The sequence below is a fragment of the Spirosoma daeguense genome, from assembly GCF_054776875.1.
On the sequence record NZ_BAAHBF010000001.1, the window covers coordinates 495,629 to 518,063 of the forward strand.

General features: G+C 46.7%; 16 protein-coding genes. 8 read left to right on the top strand and 8 right to left on the bottom strand.

Annotated elements, in window-relative coordinates; translation table 11 throughout:
• Positions 1 to 21 precede the first annotated feature (21 nt).
• Genes ACYVD4_RS01750 through ACYVD4_RS01765 form a run of 4 tightly spaced genes read left to right on the top strand, consistent with a single transcriptional unit; the run spans position 22 to position 4,918 of the window.
• The gene (locus ACYVD4_RS01750) at positions 22 to 2,085 is read left to right on the top strand and encodes an ATP-binding protein (protein ID WP_460941894.1); all 2,064 of its coding nucleotides are present in this window, start codon (positions 22 to 24) and stop codon (positions 2,083 to 2,085) included.
• Positions 2,086 to 3,201, top strand: coding sequence for a DNA methyltransferase (locus ACYVD4_RS01755; RefSeq protein ID WP_460941895.1), 1,116 nt, complete (start codon positions 2,086 to 2,088; stop codon positions 3,199 to 3,201).
• Between the two features lie 50 nt (positions 3,202 to 3,251).
• Positions 3,252 to 4,067: a HipA family kinase gene (locus ACYVD4_RS01760; protein WP_460941896.1), complete on the top strand. Its 816-nt coding sequence runs from the start codon at positions 3,252 to 3,254 to the stop codon at positions 4,065 to 4,067.
• On the top strand, positions 4,064 to 4,918 hold the full coding sequence (locus tag ACYVD4_RS01765; RefSeq protein WP_460941897.1) for a DUF3037 domain-containing protein: 855 nt from the start codon (positions 4,064 to 4,066) through the stop codon (positions 4,916 to 4,918). The genes ACYVD4_RS01760 and ACYVD4_RS01765 overlap by 4 nt, the downstream gene beginning before the upstream one ends.
• On the opposite strand, the gene ACYVD4_RS01770 is transcribed toward ACYVD4_RS01765, so the two are convergent.
• The 5 genes from ACYVD4_RS01770 to ACYVD4_RS01790 form a co-directional block, all read right to left on the bottom strand.
• Positions 4,910 to 6,070, bottom strand: a complete 1,161-nt coding sequence (locus tag ACYVD4_RS01770; RefSeq protein WP_460941898.1) for a Wadjet anti-phage system protein JetD domain-containing protein — start codon at positions 6,068 to 6,070, stop codon at positions 4,910 to 4,912. The two genes, ACYVD4_RS01765 and ACYVD4_RS01770, sit on opposite strands and share 9 nt — an antisense overlap.
• Positions 6,063 to 9,557: an ATP-binding protein gene (locus ACYVD4_RS01775; protein ID WP_460941899.1), complete on the bottom strand. Its 3,495-nt coding sequence runs from the start codon at positions 9,555 to 9,557 to the stop codon at positions 6,063 to 6,065. Before ACYVD4_RS01775 ends, ACYVD4_RS01770 begins: the two co-directional genes overlap by 8 nt.
• On the bottom strand, positions 9,511 to 10,128 hold the full coding sequence (locus ACYVD4_RS01780; RefSeq protein ID WP_460941900.1) for a DUF4194 domain-containing protein: 618 nt from the start codon (positions 10,126 to 10,128) through the stop codon (positions 9,511 to 9,513). The genes ACYVD4_RS01775 and ACYVD4_RS01780 overlap by 47 nt, the downstream gene beginning before the upstream one ends.
• A 24-nt stretch (positions 10,129 to 10,152) precedes the next feature.
• Positions 10,153 to 11,616: a DUF3375 domain-containing protein gene (locus ACYVD4_RS01785; RefSeq protein ID WP_460941901.1), complete on the bottom strand. Its 1,464-nt coding sequence runs from the start codon at positions 11,614 to 11,616 to the stop codon at positions 10,153 to 10,155.
• Between the two features lie 131 nt (positions 11,617 to 11,747).
• Entirely contained in the window at positions 11,748 to 13,340 is a 1,593-nt protein-coding gene (locus tag ACYVD4_RS01790) for a hypothetical protein (protein WP_460941902.1), read from the bottom strand.
• A 10-nt stretch (positions 13,341 to 13,350) separates the two neighbouring features.
• Between ACYVD4_RS01790 and ACYVD4_RS01795 the strand changes: the two genes are divergently transcribed.
• Together ACYVD4_RS01795 and ACYVD4_RS01800 are read left to right on the top strand one after the other, a co-directional pair.
• Complete coding sequence (locus tag ACYVD4_RS01795; protein ID WP_460941903.1) at positions 13,351 to 13,518, top strand: hypothetical protein; 168 nt, start codon at positions 13,351 to 13,353, stop codon at positions 13,516 to 13,518.
• Positions 13,519 to 13,555: 37 nt separating this feature from the next.
• Positions 13,556 to 14,626: a glycosyltransferase family 4 protein gene (locus ACYVD4_RS01800; RefSeq protein WP_460941904.1), complete on the top strand. Its 1,071-nt coding sequence runs from the start codon at positions 13,556 to 13,558 to the stop codon at positions 14,624 to 14,626.
• Between the two features lie 97 nt (positions 14,627 to 14,723).
• Here ACYVD4_RS01800 and ACYVD4_RS01805 read toward each other — a convergent pair whose 3' ends face one another.
• From ACYVD4_RS01805 to atpA, 3 genes are all read right to left on the bottom strand, one after another.
• Positions 14,724 to 16,202: a BNR-4 repeat-containing protein gene (locus ACYVD4_RS01805; RefSeq protein WP_460941905.1), complete on the bottom strand. Its 1,479-nt coding sequence runs from the start codon at positions 16,200 to 16,202 to the stop codon at positions 14,724 to 14,726.
• 161 nt (positions 16,203 to 16,363) lie between these two features.
• Entirely contained in the window at positions 16,364 to 17,245 is an 882-nt protein-coding gene (gene atpG / locus ACYVD4_RS01810; RefSeq protein WP_460941906.1) for an ATP synthase F1 subunit gamma, read from the bottom strand.
• Between the two features lie 91 nt (positions 17,246 to 17,336).
• Positions 17,337 to 18,911, bottom strand: coding sequence for a F0F1 ATP synthase subunit alpha (atpA, locus tag ACYVD4_RS01815; protein ID WP_460941907.1), 1,575 nt, complete (start codon positions 18,909 to 18,911; stop codon positions 17,337 to 17,339).
• Between the two features lie 363 nt (positions 18,912 to 19,274).
• Here atpA and ACYVD4_RS01820 point away from each other — a divergent pair, with 363 nt between their 5' ends.
• Together ACYVD4_RS01820 and ACYVD4_RS01825 are read left to right on the top strand one after the other, a co-directional pair.
• Positions 19,275 to 20,060 carry an FKBP-type peptidyl-prolyl cis-trans isomerase gene (locus ACYVD4_RS01820; protein WP_460941908.1) on the top strand — a complete coding sequence of 262 codons (786 nt, stop codon included), beginning with the start codon at positions 19,275 to 19,277 and terminating at the stop codon, positions 20,058 to 20,060.
• A 114-nt stretch (positions 20,061 to 20,174) separates the two neighbouring features.
• Positions 20,175 to 22,262, top strand: a complete 2,088-nt coding sequence (locus ACYVD4_RS01825) for a carboxy terminal-processing peptidase (protein ID WP_460941909.1) — start codon at positions 20,175 to 20,177, stop codon at positions 22,260 to 22,262.
• The last annotated feature ends 173 nt before the right edge of the window (positions 22,263 to 22,435 follow it).

Sequence of the window (22,435 nt, forward strand, 5' to 3'; positions counted from 1 at the left end):
TTTGAAGTTAACAAGACATAAATGAGCAAATTCGAGCTTTTCCCACCACAACAAATTATAGGCGTATTCAGAGGCTTTAGCAATGGCGGGCTTGAATTCCACGCAGATTTAGTTTTGCCATATCGAAACGACTTTCAAAGTATCCCAATGCACGGCCAGTTCCTTTTAGTTCAGTTAGAAACAAAAGAAGAAGCGGTCCTTGGGCGAATAACCTCTCTTTCATCAGCAGGCAAATTATCCTCTGGAGTAGGAGAAGAGTTTAACATACGGGCTATGCGTGAAGGCCGCCCTGTTCCTGAAGATTTGAGAGAAGACTATCTCAAATATGAAATTGATATCAGAGTCCTAGGTGTTCTTCGAAACGACACTCCTAACTCACTTACTTTTGTTGCTTCCCACAGACGGTTACCACATGTTGGCAGTGCAGTTGCTTTCCCATCAAAAGATGTTATTCAGGAAATTGCAGGCCATAACATTGAAGGGGCAGAGTTAGGCTTTTACGCTCTTGGAGAATATATATATTCAGGGAATAGTGATAAGCTAACCCCCGAGAAATGGATGCAAATTAAAGAACCCGAAATCTTAGTAAAGTTTCCGGTTAGTAACTTAATTTCTCGAAGGTCATTCATATTTGCTCGCGCTGGTTTTGGTAAGTCAAATTTAAATAAACTGTTATTCAGCGAGCTATATAAAGAGACTCCTATTACTGAAAAACGTGGCGGCCGAAAGGTACCGGTAGGAACTCTACTTTTTGATCCGGATGGAGAATATTTTTGGCCAGATGACAAAGGCAGACCAGGCTTATGCGACGTTGAAGCTATTGAGAATAACTTAGTGGTGTTCACTAATCGGAGAGGACCAAGTCCATTCTATCAATCGTTCGTAGCAGGAGGAATTAAGCTTGATATTCGTCGACTAAAACCTAGTGATGTTATATCAATTGCGCTTAGCCCTGATCAGCAGGACAAAAAGAATGTTGGAAAATTACGCTCTTTAAGAGACGACAAATGGGAAGAGTTAGTAAATCTTATAAATGAGTTCAGAAATCAGGCACCTCTTGATAAAATAGCCCAAATACTTGATTTGGAAGAGCGTCAAGATTTAGAAGCACTGGCCGCTCGGGGTAATATGACAGCCATAGTTAATATGCTTCATGATAGCAGTAGCCAGTTGATGGATTTGCTTATGAGCGCTTTGAAGGAGGGAAAACTTTGTGTTATTGACATCTCCCAAATGCGCGGAGGACAATCATTGGTTCTTTCAAGTTTGATTCTTCGAAAAATATTTAGTCATAATCAAGAGCAGTACACAGAAGCGCAGCCGCAAACTATACCAACTCTAGCAGTAGTCGAGGAAGCTCAGTCTGTGCTTGGTGGACGAGAAGCAGGTTCAGAACCCTATATTGCTTGGGTTAAAGAGGGTCGAAAATATGATTTAGGAGCAGTTCTAATTACTCAACAGCCAGGTAGTATCCCCAACGAACTTCTTAGTCAAGGGGACAATTGGTTCATTTTCCATTTGCTCTCCGCTTCTGACCTGAATAATATCAAGCAGGCGAATGCTCACTTTAGTCAAGATATATTGAGCTCTCTTCTAAATGAACCTATACCCGGGCAAGGCGTATTTTGGAGTTCATCAGGTGGTAAACCTTATCCAGTAGCATTAAGAGTGCTATCATTTGAGGGATTGCATAAACTTAGAGACCCGAAATACAATCAATCGACCATTGAGATTTACGCTCGGCAGCTTAAAAGGAAGTTTGAAGAGCAGTTATTAGATCCAACCACAGGTTTAGCGGTAAACGGCATAGACCCGTTACATGCTTATAAGACAAGAGCAATTGAAAGGATACAGTTTGATAGCACGCTTGTAGATAAATTGACTAATAGCGGAATTGCGTGGGGCGCACTAAAAGCCGCTATTGTAGAAGTGCTGCCAGAAGGTATTGATGGAACTGAGAAAGACTCTCTAGCCTTTAAATTTATTCCAGTAATAATGAATGAGCTTTTTGGTCCACAAAACAAAGGTTGGGAGTCTTTCCAAAACGGTAGTGCAAAGTACATTCGATCAAAACAGCAAAATTAATTGGAACACAAATCTATATCTCTGGAAAAGAGAGCATTACTGAACGGAATCTGCCCTTATTTCACTATGTTTCCTTTGGATTTTCCCTATAAGATTTTCCAAGAAGCAGGAAAAAAAGGAGACTGGGCTTTAGATCCTTTTTGTGGTCGTGGTACAACGGTTTATGCTGGTCGAATGTTAGGATTACGTACTATTGGTATTGACAGTAGTCCCGTAGCAGTGGCCATATCTCAAGCTAAATTAGCAAATACTCATCCGCGAGCTATTCTCAAAGAAGCTAAGAAAATCATTGCTAGCAGTCAAATACCTATAGATATCCCGGAAAGCAACTTCTGGAATAAGGCATATCATCCTGAGGTATTAAGGATAATTTGCAAGCTTAGAACGGAGTTGCTGAATGATTGTGAATCGGATGAGCGCAAAGCGCTACGTGCTATTATTTTAGGAGCTTTACACGGCCCTAAGCAAAAAACGAAAAAGTCATATTTTTCTAATCAGTGCCAAAGGACTTATGCGCCTAAACCAGGATACGCAGTTAATTTTTGGAACAAAAATCATCTTGAACCTGAACACGTAAACGTACTATCTATAATCGAAGAAAGGGCGAAAAGATACTTTAATGAGGAAGTAACACGTGGTAAAGGGCAGATAATTATTGGTGATAGTCGAGATAGTGGAACCTTTGAGACAGTTTCAAAAAAAATAAGCTGGATAATAACTTCCCCCCCTTATTATGGCATGAGAACATATATTCCTGATCAATGGCTTCGCTTGTGGTTCTTGGGAGGGGAGTCTATTGTGAATTATTCAATGGATGGCCAAGTTGAACACACAAGTCCAGAAATGTTTGCTGCTCAGTTAAAGAAAGTTTGGATAAACTCAGGTGCAGTGGCAAAAAGAAAGGCTCAAATGATTATTCGTTTTGGCGGACTTAATGATCGGAAGGCAGATCCTCTAGAAATATTATATAATTCGCTTGATGATACAGGTTGGTTAATCAACCAAACCAAGTCTGCTGGTTTCGCTTCACAAGGTCATCGACAAGCTTTACATATTAATTCAGAAATTGAATCTCCGAGAGAAGAGTATGACGTTTGGGCTACTTGGAAAGGATAATTAAGCTCTTTGTCTTATAATCTATTGTGACAATCAGAAGTAAGATACAATTGAAAATACTCGAAGCCATTTCTTATCTAAATCCGATCCACTCCGGTGGCTCAACAAAGCCGTGGCTTGTCCAAGTGAATGATCAAGGCAGCCTTGCCTCATACGTAGTTAAGCTATTCACCAAAAAGCAAACGCTACAGATTCACCCAATTGCTAAGGAGGTATTCGGCAACGTACTGGCGCAAGAATTTGATCTGTATGTACCTGATTGTGCCTTAATAAAGTTCGGTAATCAGTTTATTAACAACCTTCCCGAACGGGAAAGCTTAAGGCTAAGTGACATCGCAAGTGGTTTGAAATTTGGGTCAGTAGAAATTACAGATGTTCCGATTATTGATGTAAGGCAGCAACGATCATTATTGAAAAGCTACGACATCGGCACTATCTTTGCGTTTGATAGTCTAGTCTGGAACCTCGACCGGGGTGGCGCTCGTAACAAGCCCAATCTGCTGATTGACGATGATACGATAATTCTGATAGACCATGAACAGATATTTCCTTTCGCCAATGATACGCTTGCAACAAATGCTTATGTGATGCCTTCCTTTGACCGAAGCGCATGGCATTATCAATACGATAAGCATTTGTTTTATCCGTTACTCAAACGGATGTCCTCCTCCGAAAAGGTAAGTGTTTTTGATACGTTTCAGTATTTCTTGGAGAATCTGTCGCTCACTACGCTGGATACAGTAGCATCAGAATTAGCCCACGAAGGAATTGAAACAGGGAATTATTCTGTTATTCGTGAACACTTATTGCAAACGAAAGCCCGTGCTGGAGAGTTTTGTAAATTCTTAACAACATTAATCGCGTGAACTCAGTCTTTTACTATAGCCTCCTGCAATATCGGTACGCCCAGTCGCTGGGCGAAGTGCTGAACGTTGGCGTGTTGCTACTGTTCCCTGAGCAGCGCACCGCTACATTCCTTCATCCAGAGCGGTTAGGCCGCATACGAAAACTTTATCCCAAATTCTCTGAAAAGGTCATTCGTTCCTATTTCAAGGGTATTGTTGCACGTACCAACCAACTGACAAAGCAGCCGGAAGTTTTCGCCGACTACGACGGTCACCCAAGACAGCTAATTGATAATGAGATTTTAATTCGTGATAGTAGCGCTTTGCAATTTGGCGAATTGAAACCGGCTGTTCTGTACACAGAAGATCTGTCGGTAATTAGCGAGCAGTTTTATAAACTTTACCTCTCATTTTATGAGGAGACCGAACACCATGTTCGGCATGATGAAGGCTATTTATTGAAAGAATACCAGAAACGTCTTCAGCGTCAGCTCAACGGTTTATTGTCGCGTGAAGCGTTTGACCGACCTGTCACTGTCAAACCAGAAGGCACAAATTTTGCCTACCAGTTTGCGTTCGCATGGCAAAATGGGAGCTTTAATTTAGTGAAGCCTGTGAGTTTCGACTTGAAACTAGAGCAGTCTATTACAGATAAAGCAACGCTAAATGTAGGGCAGTTTACAGTGTTGCGGCCATTTGCAGAACAACGTAACGCTCGCTTTGATGTATTAGTCGCTCGCCCAAAAGATCGACAACTATATAAGCCTTACGATCAGGCTATTCAGCTTCTGGCTGATCAACCATTTGTTAAGATTGTTGAAGAAGAACAATTGGATACATACTCGGAAAAAACGGCAGAAGCGCTACGTTAAATTCGACTTTATAATATCCCTCACCCACTCCTCGCCCAATCGTTCCTGCTCTATGCGCCAGCCGTTTTGGTTGAGTAGCTGAAACATGCTACGTTCCTCATCGGTTAGATACGGTAGTTCCGTTACGGGAGTTATTTCGCCTTTGCCGATGAGGTGTTTGTGGGCGTCGAACGTAGCGCGGTCCATTAGGAGGGATTGCGTTTGGGGGTAGAGCTGACGGAACTGGTTCAGAATAAGGAAACCGTGGGCGTCCAGATCTCCCCAGTAGTAGAGTTGTTTGTCGTGGAGCCAGTATATGCCGCCCAGCAACGTAACGGCGAAACCACCGCCCCACATGGCGAGGCTGTCGGGCTGGTTTGGAAAGGTCAGGAAAGAGGTCAGGTTTTCGATGATGAACACGCGGCTTCCAGCCAGACGTAACGCGCGAAACTCGCTTAACCACACGCTGATGTGCGATAACGTAGCGTGTATACGTAGTGCTTCATCCAGAAACCGAATTTTTACCATCGGCTCCTCAACGTGCAGGTGAAAGCGTTTGTAAAAATCGGTTTCGTCGGCGTTCAAATGATCGGGAATCAGATGGTCTAACAACAGACGTAGCACGGGTCGGTTGTTTTCGATGAACTTGGTCGGGACGGCAATGGGCAGGCTTCGGACGTATTGCTGCGGCCTGGGATTTCGCAGAAAATACGCTGTTACGTTCAGAAGGTCAGTCCATTGAGTAGCTTGTTCAACGATCAACTGAGGCTTCTGCTCCAGCAACGTAAGCAATGCGGGCGATACAGCCTGAATCTGTTCGATAGTCTGTACGAAAACATCGTAATCAGCTTCTTTTCCCGTTAGCTTCAGGAAATCGTCCAGGCTTTCGAGATAAATACGGGTGATGTAGGCATTTTGACCAACTAGCCGACTTCCCTGCGTTGTCCATGCCAACGAATAACCGGAGCCCCGCACCGCTTTCGATTGCTGATGCAGGGCTTCCTGCTCTTCCCGAATCGCGACAAACCGGGCTAATTTATCGGCGGCTTTGTCTAAGCCAATCTGTGGAATATCCTTCGGAAAGAAGCTATCGATTGTACCGTTCAGCCGGGAACGTAACACATCGAACCACCAGCGTTCGGCTTTTCGGCGAACTTCATCGGGACTAATCATCAGACAAAGCCGTTTTGTGCAATTCTTTAGCCTCTTGGTACGCTTTAATGGTCAGGTTGCGCACCTTCGACATTTCGTCGGTTCCTTTGGCGATGTAATGCACATGCTGAACGTAGCGCTGGATGACGTTGACTTTTTCGCCGGGCGTCACAATCAGCAATTGTAGGTTCATCCGTCCAAACAATTCCAGGCCATAGCGCGTACTTTCTTTGGAGCCACGTCCAAAGGCTTCGTCAATAACCACCAGACGAAACGTGCGTGGAGCGCCATCCCAGCTAATGTTGTACTGATACGAAATGGCCGATGCCAGAATCGTATAGGCCAGCTTTTCCTTCTGCCCGCCCGACTTTCCCGACGAATCACTATAATATTCTTTTTCGGCGTTGGTTTCCTTATAATGCTCCATCGCTCCGAACGAATACCACTGCCGGACGTCGGTCACTTTGCTACGCCAACGCTGGTCTACTTCATCCTGACTCATCAGTTTGTCCAGAATCTGTTTAACATCTGTAAACTTCCGTTCGGCATAATTATCGGCGTCGCCCGACGTATTGCTCAGGCAGTTTCGCAGATCATTCTGGAACGTAACAATGTCGGACGTAGTGACCGGTTCGGGCACTAATCGAATATACGTATCGAGTGTATGATCGTAGGTAATTTGGGCCAGTCGTTCATTGATTTTCTGAATTTTATCCGCTACGTCCTTTTTCGATTTTTCAAGCTGCATTTGCAGATGAACAATACTGTTGATGGTGCCCTCCTTCAGTTCTTTCCGGAAACGCTCCTGATGCCGTGGCAAATCATCGTCGGTGATACGTTGGTATAGTTCTTCGTAGTCATGCGCGGCTGTAGACGTAGCAATGGCCTCATAATCACGACTTTCAACCGGAAAAGCATTACAAAACTGCTGCATTTTTTTCACGACGTCCTGCCCGGTACGTTCTTTCTTTTTAACCAAATCGTCAATTTCGCCATCCTTACCCGTCAATCGTTTACGGAGTTCTTCTTCCTTCCGTTCGATGTTGCCAGCATTCAAATCTGTTGTGCCCAAACGTTCCTGGATGGCTGTTTTGTGCGCATCAGAAAGCTGATTATCAGGAATAGTCAATCGGTTGAGTCGTTGCAGCCAGAGCGGTAACTGCTCCATAATATCGTCGTCACTACGGAAAAACGATTCCAGCAAATCGGCATCCTGATTCACTACGTCCAGCGTATCGAGTGCGTCGTAGAGCTTCTGCGCCAGCGCAGTCGTCTGGTTTTTCAGCCCACCAACTTCTTCGGCCTTTTTCTTGTACGCTTCCTTTTTCGCTTTAAGTTTTTGCTCAGTTTTCGTGATATCCTGTTCCAATCGACTTAATTCCGATGACTGTTCGGTCAACCTCTGTCGCTCCGTTTCAAGTTGTTCAATTTCGGCAGCCGTGTGAGGCCAGTCCAATTCCGAAAAGTCGCGTTGTTTTCGTAAATCATCCACCGCCCGTTCCTGTTCTCCCACTTGTTTCAGAATACGTTCCTGTTCATGAAATTGCGCACTGGTTCGGCCAAACTGTTCGTCAAGCTGGGTTAATTGATTACTCAACGCATTGATTTTCGCTTCGTTACTCCAGCCCAATACGTAGTTCCGGCGGTTGCTGAGATCACGGCGGTCGTCTTTCTCATGCCGCATTTTGCCCATTTTCACTTGCCCGTTCCGTGTCATGGCGTAAGGTGTCCGGCGAAATTCTTCTACGGATTCACAGCAAATCAAATTATGTTCCTGCCGAAGCTGGGCATCTAGCCAATCGTAAAATGGGCTGTCGTCTTTAATATCCAGCTTGTTCACCAACGATTGGGTCGAAATTCGATCAACGTAGCGATGCTCATGGCCAATGGTTCGGTAATAAACCACTCGTTTCCCCAGCTTAATATGTTCCATCACTTCCGCCACGCGACTATAATCGGCATCGCTGACCAGCAAGCTCAATCCCAGCCCATACAGCCGATTCTCGATAGCACCTTCCCAGGCTGACTCGTCCGGCTTTACCCGAATCAGTTCACCGGCAAATGGCAAGTCGGCTTCCATTAATCCGGCGGCTTCAGCAATTCGTTGACGAATCGTTAGCCAGTCGCCCGGAATCTGCGTTTTACGTTGTTTTAACGACGCAATTTCCTCCTGAAGTTCGTTACGTTCACCGGCCAGTTTTTCGAGTTGCTTTTGCAGGCTATAGTGCTCTCTTTCAGAATTTTTACGTTTCTCAGAAAGTCGCTCAGCAACTGAATTCAACTGCCGCAGATTAGTCGTAAACGTATCAATATCAAGAACGAATGGTAATTCCAGCAACTCACAGCGTTCACGGTATAATTTAGCACTGGCAGTACGTTCGGCGCGGATACTGTTCTTACTCTTTATTGATTGTTCTATCGACTCCAGCCTTTTGCCTGGCTCTGAGTTTTTACGCTGATCCAGAAGCGCATAAAAACGTTCCTGTAAATCGTCAACCTCACGCTCCAATGCATCCCGTTTTCCGGCTTCGATGCCATAATACGTATCATAAGCCTCCAATTCTTCCCGATATATCTGGGATTTGTGGTACGCGAAAAAGACAGGCAACTCCTCGGCCAATTGTGCCAGATCAGCAATGGCGGTTTCCTGTTGTTGATAATCCCGCCATCGACTGGTGACAGGCTCAAGCAGTTGTAGCTGTCGCCGGGCTTGCTGCACCGCTTCGTAGGCTGCGTTTAAATCGTCAAATCGCCGAATAACCGTGTCTATCGTTTGGTCGATGTCGGTTTTACTCAGCATCTGCGCCCGTACAAAGTCGGTCAGGTTCGCCACCTGCTTCATAGAAATGGTCTGATAAAACAGATCAAGGGCTTCTTCACTCCGAATGCCCAACAATGACCGGAACCGAGTCGAATAATCCTCGAACGTATCATAGACCCATTCCTTCTGCTCTCTCAACCGTCGTTTGAGGTCGCGGATACTATCGAAGCTGGTAAAATGCTGCCGAATAGTTAGTTCCCGCTCCGAAACGACGAAAAACTTATGCGGGGAATCCGTTACGTCGGTTAACCAGAATACCTGTGCCAGCGTGACTACCTGATTGGTATGTTGATTCGTAAAATAAGCAAGCAAAACGGTATGCGTCGTGGCCGAATCGCGCAGATAAACCGCTTTGCTTTTATGCGATGTTTCCAGTTTTTCGCCCTTAAACGCACCCAATACGTACGATTTCAGGTTGCGTTCCCGCTTATCAGACCCGGCGGCTTTATTGTACGTAATCCGGTCATTACGTACCAGCAACGTGGTTAATGCATCCACTAGCGTCGATTTTCCGGCACCGATGTCGCCCGTTAGCAAGGCATTGTCACCGTTGGGTTCAATGTGCCAGACTTTCTTATTGAACGTACCCCAGTTCAATACTTCCATACGACATAGGCGATAGCCTGCTTTGGTGAACGTATCAGTCGGCGTCATGGTCGGGAGCTTGTTTGAAATAGGTGAGTGCATACTGGCGAAGTTTTTCTTCAAACTCGCTGATGAATTCTATATCGACAAATGAATTGAGAATCCGACGAACTTCATATTCATTACCTTCGCTCCCCAGACTACGTAGCAAACCATATCGCTCAAGCGTATTGATCGACTCATCAATTCGGTCGCGGATTTTAGCTTCATCGGTCTGTCCTGCGTTCAGAAAATTGGTTAACTGCTCATGGATATCAGCGCGGTTTATACGTAGCATATTCTCGACCGAAAAGCGTTGATGTTCAATCAACTGCTTCCGAAGAATGACGACCAGCAACGTAGTGGGATAGTTAAGCTGTCGCTTTTCAATAATGGTGGGCAGTTGATCACGAATATCTTCTTCCACGTCTAGCTCAATCAGACGAGCGTAACCTTCCGCTTCATCGAGTTCGAGATCGCCCCCCCATTCGGCAACGTGTTTGCGAACCCCATGCTGATGTTTCAGCAGCAGACGCCAGAGTCGGTCCCGGGCAGGATTGTCCTGTTGTTGAAACAGTGGGCCTTTGTAAAGCGCGCCTAGCACCTGTGCTTTTTCAATTTGAGCAATGTCCATTGTGGTTTAGGTTTTCGACAGGATTTATCGAACAAAAATTATCTTCGGCAACAGGAGTGTCCGTAATCCCTCGTCCGTAGCGATGATTATCTCCTCCCGCACATCCTCCTGAACGGTGGCTTTGTGCTGTGCTTCGCTCTGCGTTGCCAGCGTCATGTACCCGACAATTTCGGCCAGTCCTTTCTGAGGAGGAAATTCGGTTAGTACGGTTGCCAGCGAAACCTGTGGGCGATGACGTAACAATTGATCTACATTCATCTCCAGTTGCTCCAGCGAAACATCATCATCAGCCAAAATCGCCGATATGTCGGCATCCTGTTCACCGACATCCACTGTTGCGGAACGAATAGTAGCCACAGTAGGCGGCCGAAACAACCGGCGATTCAGGAAGAAATCGAGTTGTGGCTTACCATCAATATGCATCAGATCCCGGTCTTTGGGCGGTTGCGATTTTACGCGAATAGCCAATTCCAGCACCGATTCTATCTTCTGCAATACGTGTTTATGCTCCCGAAAGAAATTGGTCTCAATCAACCGGCGTAAGCTTTTTATGATCAAATCATTCGCTCGGTTGACGTTACCTCCGGCTTCCAGCAAATCGAATTTGAGCCGGCCGAGATCACGTAGCGCCACTGTCGCATCCTGAAGCGCGGGCAATTGAACAACTTCCCCCATCAGCGCATCGAATTCATCCTGCTTCGACTGATTCATGAGCAACTCCCAAAACGCCCGAAAACTTTTGCCCTGGTCACGTTCCCAGATTCGTTCGTCGATTGTTGAAAAGAGGTTGTCCAAAAGACGTCCTTTCGAGAGTGATGTTGTTAGAATTTCATCGCGCAAATCGCGGTCTATGTGGCGAAAATTCTGTTCCACCTGTCGAAAATCGGCCAGTAACCGCCGGGCCGTTTCCTGCACTAATTGAAAATTATCGCGGATTCGTGTAGCGTCCCAAACATCCAGTTCTCCTCGTTCAATACGCTCAATTTCAGCCTCCCGTTCTCGAATTTCCCGACGCAGTTGCTCAATGCGTGTGGCCTTATCACTCGAACTCCGGTAAGCCAACTGCTCGAGCAAATCGAACAAAACCCGTAGCCGCGATTCTGTACCGACAAACTCGTGCTGATCGAGTTCCTGCAACCAACGTAGCAGCAGAACAGCATCGGGTGTTAATTCATAAAATGGCTCATCGTGGAGTAAATCATCGTAAAACCGACGTAGCATTCCGTCTTTCGTCCACTCATCCAAATACTCACGGGCTGTCCTGGCGTTGGTATCCAGTTGATCTATGGCCATAAAGAAGTCAGTGATTCGATTAATCAAATCTGGTTCCAGATAACGACTCTGCCGACGTTGCTCAAACGCTTCATGCAAGCACGAAACCATAGTCGAAAAGCCATCCACTCGTTTACGAAAAGCCGCCAGCACGGGATGCCGTTCGTAGAGGGTTTTGGCCCAATGATAATCGAGACTCTGCGCTTTTTGAGCCATAAGACACGAAAGTGATTACGTGAAACCCAAACTTATTGAGAAGGAACGTAACCTATGTACGTACACCCATTTTTTTATCATTCCTGGTGATTATTAACCATGTAACAGGCTTTTTCGACAGAAATTACTCATCAATGCTCTTCCACCTCCAGTTTTGCGCCTGATGCCAAACGTAGTGTTCCTCCCAGATACGTTACTTTGCGGATAGTATACGAACCAGATGGGGCTATGGGTATTGTAATGATATGCCCTGCTTTGATGATTGCTTCTTCGCCAAGACCCGGTACATGTCCGCATGCCCACGTACTGGCCTGATTCCAGGCTCCGGACTGGGCAGTCGGGCAACTCGCTTCGGCTGGGATTGTACAGGTGGGCGGGTTACCCGACTGGTAATCGGTTAGGCTGTAGCGGCATTCTTTTAACAGTGTGCCCTGCGTAGAAAATTGATAAAGCACGGTTTGTCTGGCGGCAATTGTTCTGGTAATGCTACGATTGATATTCGCGTTTACCTGAATACGTAGTGGTTCTGCCGTAGCGGTAGTGGTGTTGAGCTGAATGGCGGTGGAGTAGCTTTGGGAAGGGTGCATACTGAACACGGCTACCATTACCGTATTGGCATCGCGGGTGGCTACCGATTGCACCTGCGTCTGACTGGCTGTCGACGTAACGTAACTGCCTCGGGCATAGTCGGCCAGTAGTTTCAGATGGTGGAAACTGGATCGACGTAACGTGCCGTTCGGTCTGTCAAGATACCCCAGATCTCGCTCGGTACGGGCACCGCTGCTTTCATGAACCGACCACGGCATAATGGCAAAGGCTTCTTTCTGCATTCCGATACCAAAAATCTGTCCCCAAAACTGGCCGTTCAGAAAACCATGTACCCCAACGCCTTCAGCCGTATTGGTGGCCGGATTTGCATAATTGACATTAAATTCTGTTAAGGCCCACCGCAAGGCATTCGCTCCGGTTCGGTTGTGCTTTGTATTGGCTTCCTGCATCAAGGTTCGTAGGCTATTCACATTCGCTAGAAAACCTGTTGACGATGTTGGCCAGCTAACCACTTCTCCATAGGTCTGTGTACCGCTAAACGGGTAGGTGTGGAACGAAACGATATCAATGTAAAACCGATTATTGGCGTCACGCCCGGTAATGTCGTAAGCACCGCCGATCAATGGCTGGTAATACGCATCGTCGTACCACGCACATTCGGGGCCAACAATCTGAATCGACGGATCTTTTGTTTTCATTGCCGATGCAAATGCCTTGATATACGTAGCTACCGCCGAAACAGAAATAACAGGCGAGCCGGTAGAGTTCAGATTTGGTTCGTTACCGATAGACCAATAGCGCACGTTACGTTGATGGGTTGTATTGATGTATTGAACCAGATCAGCCGCTTGTGTTGCCGTGTACCTGCCTCCACCATAGGCTACCTGAATCAGCGGTTCCCCGCCAATTTTCCGAATCGAATCGACCAACGCTAAATACTCTACCGAACTGGGACGATTCGTTTCAATCGCATTGCCGCCAATACGTACCAATTTAACGCGGCTCTCTTTTACCACCGGCCAGAGTTCATTGAGCTTACCATAGAACGTAACACCACCGTAGCTGTGCGGCATCCAGGCATTTTGTCCAAAAAGAAACGGCGATATAGACTGCGCCATCAGGAAATATCCTGACGAAAAAAGGAGCACAACAAGAATAAATAAAAAGCGTTTCATGGTCTGATGTGTGGTTTTACTACGTAGCAAGGCGGTATTGTTTCGCTACGTAACAGCGTTCGAGCGGTCGCTTCTACTACGTTTATCGATACTATATTATCAGACTTTTCGATACGTAGTGAACACGTGGCTATTTTTGCGTACCGATACGTCTCCTGCTACGTTCAGTCAGGGTTAAATACTGGACGAATCGTTAGCTTAAACATAGAATACGTATGCCGTCTCTTTTTATCGATGCCGAACGCCTGCGCGACCTCAACAGTGGTTTAGGGCAGGTCTGTCTGCATCTGGGTCACGAACTGGTACGTCAACGCCCCGATGACTGGCGGTTGACTTTTTTGGTACCCAAAGGGAAAGCGGGCATTTTTGGCGATTCGGTGAATTATGTAGAAGCATCCTGGCTACGTAAAGTCTGGATTCCGGGTAACTATGATGTCTGGCATTGCCTGCATCAGGATTCGTCGTATCTGCCGGGTTTTCAGTCGTCGAAACTGATGCTGACGGTTTATGACCTGAACTTTCTGGAACGTGTCGATTATTCACCAGCGAAGAAAAAACGGCGGCTGGCGAAACTACAGCAAAAACTAAACAAGGCTACCTTGCTGACGGCGGGTTCGGCCTATACCGCTTCTGTTATTCGCGAACATCTGACTGTGCCTGATTTATTGCCGCTGGAAGTTGTTTACACAGGTGTAGCGGTTAAACCGGAAGATGCGCCAGCCGAACTACCAACCGATTCGCCACTCCACTCACTGACCGACTCGCCATTTTTTCTGTTCGTTGGGGTTATTCATCCAAAGAAGAACGTCCATACGCTACTCCCATTACTCGAAGCTTTCCCCGATTATCGTCTGGTTCTTGCTGGTCCCGATAGACACGCTTACGCCCAGCATATCCGCGAACAGGCTCAAAAACTGGGCACTGCCGATCGGTTAATCATACCCGGCCCGGTCGATGAAGCCACAAAACTCTGGCTATATGCGCACTGCGAAGCATTCCTATTTCCGTCACTCTCCGAAGGATTTGGCCTGCCCGTTGCTGAAGCAATGACGTTTGGTAAGCCGGTCTTTATTTCCGGCTTAACGAGTCTCCCGGAAGTCGGTGGAAAAGAAGCGTATTATTTCGAAAATTTCGAGCCGGAAACTATGGCTAAGACATTGGACGAAGGTTTACGCGATTTTGGTCAGAACCCGTTACGTCAGGAACGATTAATCCGACGTGCCAACGGATTTTCCTGGCCAGCTATCGCCGAAGAATACTGGAAACTTTATCAGCAACTCGCCTGAACGTAGCATTTTTATGGGTCAACGGCGGACAGAATGTCCGCGTTACGTAGTTGTTGTAACGCGGACATTCTGTCCGCCGTGTCAATGAGGATTTACATTACTTAGACGTTACCGGCAGCGGTTTCTGCATGTCAGCATTCATCTGCGTAGGAAGTTGAAAAACCTGACCGGCCTGATTACAGAAATAGAGATACGATGCTGATGGCTGACGTGCGTTACCATCGGCCCAAAACGCATAAAAATCGGGGTGAGCCGCTACGGGTCGACGTGGATAACTTTGATTACGAGCTTTATTCTGTGTAATCGCTTTGACTTCCTTCCAGCTTTTGCCTTGATTCTGGCTCTCCAGCAACAATAAATCACCACCCGTTCCATAGGGTTGCGGACCAGCCTTCGCCGGGCCGATAATGCGCCACGTATTACCTGCTACGTAAAGTGAGCCCATATCGTAGTTGTGATCCGACTGTGCTACGTCGTGGATGGCCCACTGCTTGCCAGTCCAATGCGCCACGTGCCAGGCGTATGGTCCATTTTCAGGACCGGGATCGGGGCCTTTGCTCGTGATGTATAAGATTATCGGACGGCCTTTATCATCATGATTGACATCGCTGATGTATACGTTCAGGCCGAGGCTTTTGTAATCTTTAACTAGTGCCGAATTCGAAGTTGTGGTCAGTGGTAATTGCACAGATTTCCCGTCTGCCGTATGCCAGCTTTGCCCAAAATCATCGGTTTCGACGTAGTATAAATTCGTACGGTAGTCGAGTCCAGCACCCACTTCCCGGTCGGGGTGATAGTTGAATGCGCTACCAATTTTGTTTCTCCATTGACTACTGCTCTGGTAATGTCCTTCTTCAATCGTGGCAATATCTTTCAAGGCCGACCAATTAATCCCGTCTTTACTGGTGAGAAATGAGATTGTCCGGCGGGGTTTATTTTTCCCGTAACGTAGCACATTGCGGTCGTAATGGGTCATCAGATTGAAAAATCCGCGTCCGGGCTGGTAATACGTTTGCAGATACGAAAAGTTGTCGAAAGGAATTTTCTCGCCTTTTTCGTTTAAACGGTTCGCATTGATTCGCTCAAAGGTGCTGATGTCGTGAGGTTTGCTGCTGCGGTGAATAAATGAGGGGCGTTCGGTTCCGTGCGAGGTTGAAAAAATCCAGATATAGCCGCTATCATCAACTTGAATAACCGGATTATCGTGTGCATCATCGGTATTTTTATTGAGCAATAGCGTCGGGCGCGATACCATACCGGTTTTGTGATCATAAAAGCCAACCATGTGGCAAAGCTGGCGAGAAGTAGAATCCGTTACACCCCCATAGCAAAAGTAAGTTCGCTGGGCAGTTGATGAATAGACCGAAAATGGATAATGATTGGCCGGATACGTACCGAGTCCACCACTGTATTTGTGGACATACGTATCATTTGTTTTACCAATAAAATACCAGATTCCTAAATAACCCGACGCTTTCTGATTCAGGGTTTGTGCCTGCGCAATCGGTATTAACCCGAACGTAACAATTACAATAATCAGTTGACAGACGATGCCACCTCTCCACCTTTTGCCCATAACGTAGTACTTCTTTATGTTCTTCGCGTGATAACCTTAAGCGCTTTGCGGTTAAAAGGGGCACCTATTCAAAATATTACTGCTACGTATCGGTAGAACAAAAAAGAAAGCCACAACCCAGATGAGTTGTGGCTTTCGGTAAAGCAGAAAAGAATAGGCTGTTAAGCGTTTGCTAATGCTTCGGCACCACCCACGATCTCGAGAATTTCGGTCGTGATGGCCGCCTGACGTGTCCGGTTGTATACCAGACGAAGTTCTTTCAGCAGTTCACCAGCGTTATCAGTCGCTTTATCCATAGCGGTCATCCGAGCACCGTGTTCGGCAGCGTTCGAATCCAGTACCGCTTTATAAAGCTGAATTTTGATCGTTTTCGGGATCAGTTCTGTTACGATTTCCTCTTCCGATGGTTCAAACAGGTAGTTAACTGAGTTTGACGAGCCTGTTGTTTCAGCCGCAACAATCGGTAACATTTGCTCTGTCCGAACAATCTGTACAGCCGCGTTACGGAATTCATTATAGACAACTTCCACTACGTCGTAGCGACCTTCGGCATAGCCTTCCATCGCTTTTTCAGCAGCGGCCCGAACACTGGCGAAGCTCAGTGAACTGAACGTATCGACAAAATTAGTATTGACTTTCATGCCACGACGCGCAAGCGCTTCGCCACCTTTCTTGCCAATTGCCATAATCTCTACGTTGCCCGAACGAGCCTGTGATGCATATTTCTCATCGATCAGCGTCAGAGCACCTTTTACAGCGTTTGTGTTAAAGGCTCCGCAAAGTCCCCGATCTGACGTAACAACGATAATCAGCACGTGGTCAATTGTCCGTGCCTGTTTATAAGGGCTTTCCGACGCAGTTTCGGCTCCCGCCGATACCGTACCAAGCATTTGGCTCAGTTTCTGTGCGTAAGGCCGCAATTGTGTTATATTATCCTGCGCCCGACGCAGTTTTGCCGCCGACACCATTTTCATGGCTTTGGTAATCTGCTGCGTCGAAATAATCGACGTAATACGAGCGCGTACCTCTTTAAGATTGGCCATTTTTGTTTTAGTGGTGAGGAGCGAGGAATGAGAAGCAAGGAGAAACCGAAACTTCAGTCATTCTCACTCCTCGCTCTCCTCCTTCTTAAACCTAATAATTTGCAGACAAATCAGCGGCTACTTTCTTCAACGTAGCGGTTCCTTCGTCGGTAAGTTTACCAGCACGAAGTTCGTCCAATACGTTGGCATGTTGTGCTTTCAGTACCATTGCAAACTCGCTCTCAAATGCTTTAACCTTGTTAACGGGTACTTTATCCAGCAAACCGTTGGTCGACGCATAGATGATAGCCACCTGCTGTTCAACGGCTACTGGCGAGTACTGTGGTTGTTTCAGCATCTCCTGGTTCCGACGACCCCGTTCGATAGTCAGTTTGGTTGATGCATCAAGATCAGAACCGAATTTAGCAAACGCTTCAAGCTCGCGGAACTGTGCCTGATCGAGTTTCAACGTACCAGCCACTTTCTTCATCGACTTGATCTGCGCGTTACCACCCACACGAGATACCGAAATACCTACGTTGATGGCTGGGCGAATACCTGAGTTAAACAGGTTCGACTCGAGGAAGATCTGACCGTCGGTAATCGAAATTACGTTGGTCGGAATATAAGCCGATACGTCACCAGCCTGTGTTTCAATGATTGGAAGCGCCGTCAGCGAACCACCACCTTTCACCTTGTCTTTCAGCGACGGTGGCAGGTCGTTCATGTTTTTGGCGATGTCGTCGTTGGCGTTGACTTTAGCAGCCCGTTCCAGCAGACGGCTGTGGAGATAGAATACGTCTCCTGGATACGCTTCACGTCCTGGTGGGCGACGTAGCAGCAGCGATACTTCGCGATAAGCAACGGCCTGTTTCGACAAATCGTCATAAACAACCAGTGCCGGACGGCCCGTATCACGGAAGAATTCACCAATAGCGGCACCCGTAAATGGTGCGAAGAACTGCATTGGCGATGGATCAGATGCGTTGGCCGATACGATAACCGTATACTCCATAGCACCCGCCTTACGTAACGTTGCTTCTACCTGTTTCACGGTCGATGCTTTCTGACCGCAGGCTACGTAGATACAGTAAACGGGCTGCCCTTTGTCGTAAAACTCTTTCTGGTTGATGATGGTGTCAATCGCTACAGCAGTTTTACCTGTCTGACGGTCACCGATGATCAACTCCCGCTGACCACGGCCAATGGGGATCATGGCGTCGATAGCTTTGATACCCGTTTGTAGCGGCTCGTTTACAGGCTGACGATAGATTACGCCCGGTGCCTTACGTTCCAGCGGCATTGGATATACATCACCCTGAATCGGACCCATACCATCGATAGGCAGACCGAGTGTATTAACAACGCGTCCTAGAATACCGTCACCTACGTTTACGTAGGCAATCTGGTTGGTGCGCTTAACGGTGTCGCCTTCTTTGATTTCCGAGTAATCGCCGAGCAATACCGCTCCAACGTTATCTTCTTCCAGGTTCAGGGCCATTGCCTGAAGCCCATTATCAAACGACAGCAGTTCGCCGGCCTGCACTTTCGAGAGGCCGTAGATACGCGCTACGCCGTCGCCGATTTGCAGCACCGTACCGACTTCTTCGAGTTCAGCTTCGGTCTGAGTGCCAGCCAATTGCTGACGCAGAATGGCTGATATCTCGTCGGGTCTTACGGAGTTCATATATTGAGAGGGGAAATTTTAGTTTGATTTTTCGGCCGCAAAGGTACAATTAAAATTTAATAAAAATGCGACGAAAGGAAGAATTAACGGCTGAATGTTAGACTTTTCCGATATTCTGGCTAAATAAATCCTACCATTAACCCCAGCCATCGAACCGTTTATCCAAAATCACAGTACTTTAGGCGGCTAAAATTGACATGAGCCAAATTTTCAACTACTTTTAGTAGCTGAATCTCGTTCAGAATCAAAGTTTTGCACAACATTCATTTTTTTCATAAACCACTCTGTAAATAAACTTTTATCCTATTCGTTCACGTTTAAGGAATAGTCTATTTCTCTAAGTTCACACGTTTCATTTTTCGCATGAAGTTTAACCAATGGATGCTGGCCGGTATGATGTCGGCTGTTTTTATGGCCGGTTCGGTGGCTGCCCAGAGCAAAAAACCTGTAAAACCTGCAGTTTCAAAACCAACCTCGGCGGCTCGTCCGGCTGCATCAGCTAAAGCAAGCACATCGTCGACCAACTTGGCTACAACCCAGGATTCGATTAGTTATAGCATAGGCATTTTCATGGCTCAAAACCTTAAAAGTCAGGGCCTAACCGATTTAAACCCAGCGTTACTCTCGCAAGGATTAAATGATGCGCTGAAAGGCGACAATACCCGTCTTTCACAGGCACAGGCTGGTCAGGTGATGAACAATTTTATGCAGAAACAGTCGGCTATCCGGCAGGCTGAAGGCATGAAGGCATCGGCAGAGAATAAAAAGATTGGCGAAGCGTTTCTGACAGAAAATAAAGCAAAGGCTGGCGTAACGACAACAACCAGCGGATTACAGTACTCGGTTGAAAAAGAAGGCACCGGAGCTAAACCAACTGCCACAGATCGGGTTAAAGTACATTATACAGGTCGTCTGCTCGATGGCAAAGTATTCGATAGTTCGGTTGAGCGCGGTCAGCCTGCCGAATTTGGCGTAACAGAAGTTATCAAAGGCTGGACGGAAGCCCTCCAACTGATGCCTGTCGGATCGAAATGGAAATTGTACATTCCGTCCGATCTGGCTTATGGCGACCGGGGTGCCGGTGCCGACATTAAACCCGGCGCTACGTTGGTGTTTGATGTAGAGTTGCTTGATATTGTTAAACAATAACTAAAGAGTGAAATCGGACCGCCGAAGCGGAGCGAAAGACTGAAAGAGCGAACCGGTAATCAGATAGCCTTCACTCTTTCGCTCTTTCACCCTTTCGCCATTAATCTGGATCGAATGAAAAAGTATCTGGTAACCCTTGTGCCCGTGCTGATGCTGAGTTTTCAGCCGGATTCACCCTCAGACGCATCTACGCTGAGTCGTACTTCTGTTCATGCTAAACGGACAACTTCTCCTGTTGATGAGCTAAAACCTACCGTATCGCAGGAACAGGTAGAAACGCTCGTGGCGAAGTTGCTGACAACATATCACTATCGAAAGGTTAGGCTCAACGATTCGCTTTCGTCGGTTGTTTGGGATAACTACCTGAAAGAAGTTGATGGCAACAAAACCTATCTGTTGGCATCGGACGTAGCTGCTTTTGAGAAATATCGTTACCAGATTGACGATGCCCTTATTAATGGCGACCTGACAGCAGCTTATGAACTTTATAACGTTTTTCGGAAACGGTATGAAGAACGTAGTGCGTTCGTTAAAGAGCAGCTCAAAAAGCCGTTTACATTCACGGCTGATGAAAGTTTCAATACCGACCGTGAAAAAGCACCCTGGCTCACGTCGACTGCTGCACAGGATGAACTCTGGACCAAAATCCTGAAAAATCAGGCACTGGAACTTCGTCTGGGCAGCCGGAAAGATAGTGCGGTTGTAGCCCTTATGAATCAGCGCTATAGCAACCTCGACAAGGCTATCAATCGAATTAAAAGTGCCGACGTGTTTCAGATGTATATGAACTCGTTTGCCGAAGCGCTTGATCCGCATACCAACTATTTGTCGCCTAGCAACGCAGACCGGTTCAATCAGGAAATGAGTCAGTCGCTCGAAGGTATTGGTGCCATGCTACGCGAGGATGGTGATTACATTCGGATTACAGAAGTTCTACCCGGCGGCCCTGCTTTTAAAAGCAAGCTTCTTCAGAAAGAGGATAAAATTGCCGGGGTAGCTCAAGGCGATAATGGCCCAATAGTAAACACGATGAACTGGCAGGTCGATGAGGTAGTAAAGCTCATCAAAGGCCCAAAAGGAACCGTCGTTCGTCTGCAAATTATATCTCCGAATGCCATTGCAGGTGCTCCGCCGAAGGAGATTCGGCTGGTACGTGAAAAAATCAAACTCGAAGAACAACGGGCTAAAAAAGAAGTCATTGAAGTTTCTGACAATGGCCGTCCGTTCAAAATTGGCGTTATCAATATTCCGATGTTCTATCGGGATTTCGAAGGCGCACGTAAACGTGAAGAAGGTTTCAGCAGTACCACCAGCGATGTGAAGAAGTTTGTGGAAGAACTGAAAGGTGAAAAAGTTGACGGTATCGTTATCGACCTGCGTGACAATGGCGGTGGCTCATTGACCGAAGCTATTGATTTGACAGGCATATTCATCCCGAAAGGCCCGGTTGTGCAGGTAAAAGAATCAACGGGTGAAACCGAAGTGTATGCCGACAAAGACGGTGGTTCGGTGGTGTACGATGGCCCGTTAGCTGTGTTGGTTAACCGTTTCAGTGCATCGGCTTCTGAAATTTTTGCAGCCGCCATTCAGGACTACAAACGCGGTGTTATTGTGGGTGGACAAACATTCGGGAAAGGAACGGTACAAACGCTGATCGACCTGAACCAATGGCTGCCTAAATCGCCGGAGAAAGTTGGACAGGTGAAAATGACCATCCAGAAATTTTACCGCATCAATGGCAGCAGCACACAACATAAAGGCGTAACACCGGATATTGAATTACCGTCGGCTTTCTCGGCTGAAGAATACGGCGAAAGCTCGCAACCAAGCGCACTGCCTTGGGATCAGATTGGTTCAACCCGCTACGAACTATCGTCGGCGCTGAACGATAAAATCTTAAGCCGTCTGCGTGAGCGTTTCGATCAACGTCTGAAATCAGATCCGGAACTGAAACAATTAGCTCAGGATCTGGCTGATTTCAAGAAAGCGAAAGAAAACACCGTAGTATCGTTACAGGAGTCTAAACGCCGGAAAGAGCGGGAGGAAGCCGAAAAGAAACGGGCAGCAGCCACAAAGGTTTCACAGGCAGCTAGTGCGCCAGTCGATGAAACCGGAACTCCTGCTCCTAAGAAAAAGAAAGATCCGTATCTGAATGAAGCCGGTCTGGTACTAGCCGACTATATTCTGGCAATCAATAAGTAATACGTATTAACAGCGCAAAAATCCCGTGTGGCAAACTGTCGCACGGGATTTTTGTTTGCCCCACAATAACGTACTACGTTTAACAACTACGTAACGTAGCGCGTTATATAATCATGATTCATAGTACCTAACTACTACGTCCTTTGTGGTATTTTTTGATAAAACAGCAAGCG

What these genes read in the sequence shown, in the direction of transcription:
- ACYVD4_RS01750 (WP_460941894.1), top strand. Translation starts at nt 22, where the DNA reads ATGAGCAAATTCGAGCTTTTCCCACCACAACAAATTATAGGCGTATTC.
- ACYVD4_RS01770 (WP_460941898.1), bottom strand. Translation starts at nt 6,070, where the DNA reads ATGATTAGTCCCGATGAAGTTCGCCGAAAAGCCGAACGCTGGTGGTTC.
- ACYVD4_RS01775 (WP_460941899.1), bottom strand. Translation starts at nt 9,557, where the DNA reads ATGCACTCACCTATTTCAAACAAGCTCCCGACCATGACGCCGACTGAT.
- ACYVD4_RS01780 (WP_460941900.1), bottom strand. Translation starts at nt 10,128, where the DNA reads ATGGACATTGCTCAAATTGAAAAAGCACAGGTGCTAGGCGCGCTTTAC.
- ACYVD4_RS01785 (WP_460941901.1), bottom strand. Translation starts at nt 11,616, where the DNA reads ATGGCTCAAAAAGCGCAGAGTCTCGATTATCATTGGGCCAAAACCCTC.
- ACYVD4_RS01790 (WP_460941902.1), bottom strand. Translation starts at nt 13,340, where the DNA reads ATGAAACGCTTTTTATTTATTCTTGTTGTGCTCCTTTTTTCGTCAGGA.
- ACYVD4_RS01800 (WP_460941904.1), top strand. Translation starts at nt 13,556, where the DNA reads ATGCCGTCTCTTTTTATCGATGCCGAACGCCTGCGCGACCTCAACAGT.
- ACYVD4_RS01805 (WP_460941905.1), bottom strand. Translation starts at nt 16,202, where the DNA reads ATGGGCAAAAGGTGGAGAGGTGGCATCGTCTGTCAACTGATTATTGTA.
- atpG (WP_460941906.1), bottom strand. Translation starts at nt 17,245, where the DNA reads ATGGCCAATCTTAAAGAGGTACGCGCTCGTATTACGTCGATTATTTCG.
- atpA (WP_460941907.1), bottom strand. Translation starts at nt 18,911, where the DNA reads ATGAACTCCGTAAGACCCGACGAGATATCAGCCATTCTGCGTCAGCAA.
- ACYVD4_RS01820 (WP_460941908.1), top strand. Translation starts at nt 19,275, where the DNA reads ATGAAGTTTAACCAATGGATGCTGGCCGGTATGATGTCGGCTGTTTTT.
- ACYVD4_RS01825 (WP_460941909.1), top strand. Translation starts at nt 20,175, where the DNA reads ATGAAAAAGTATCTGGTAACCCTTGTGCCCGTGCTGATGCTGAGTTTT.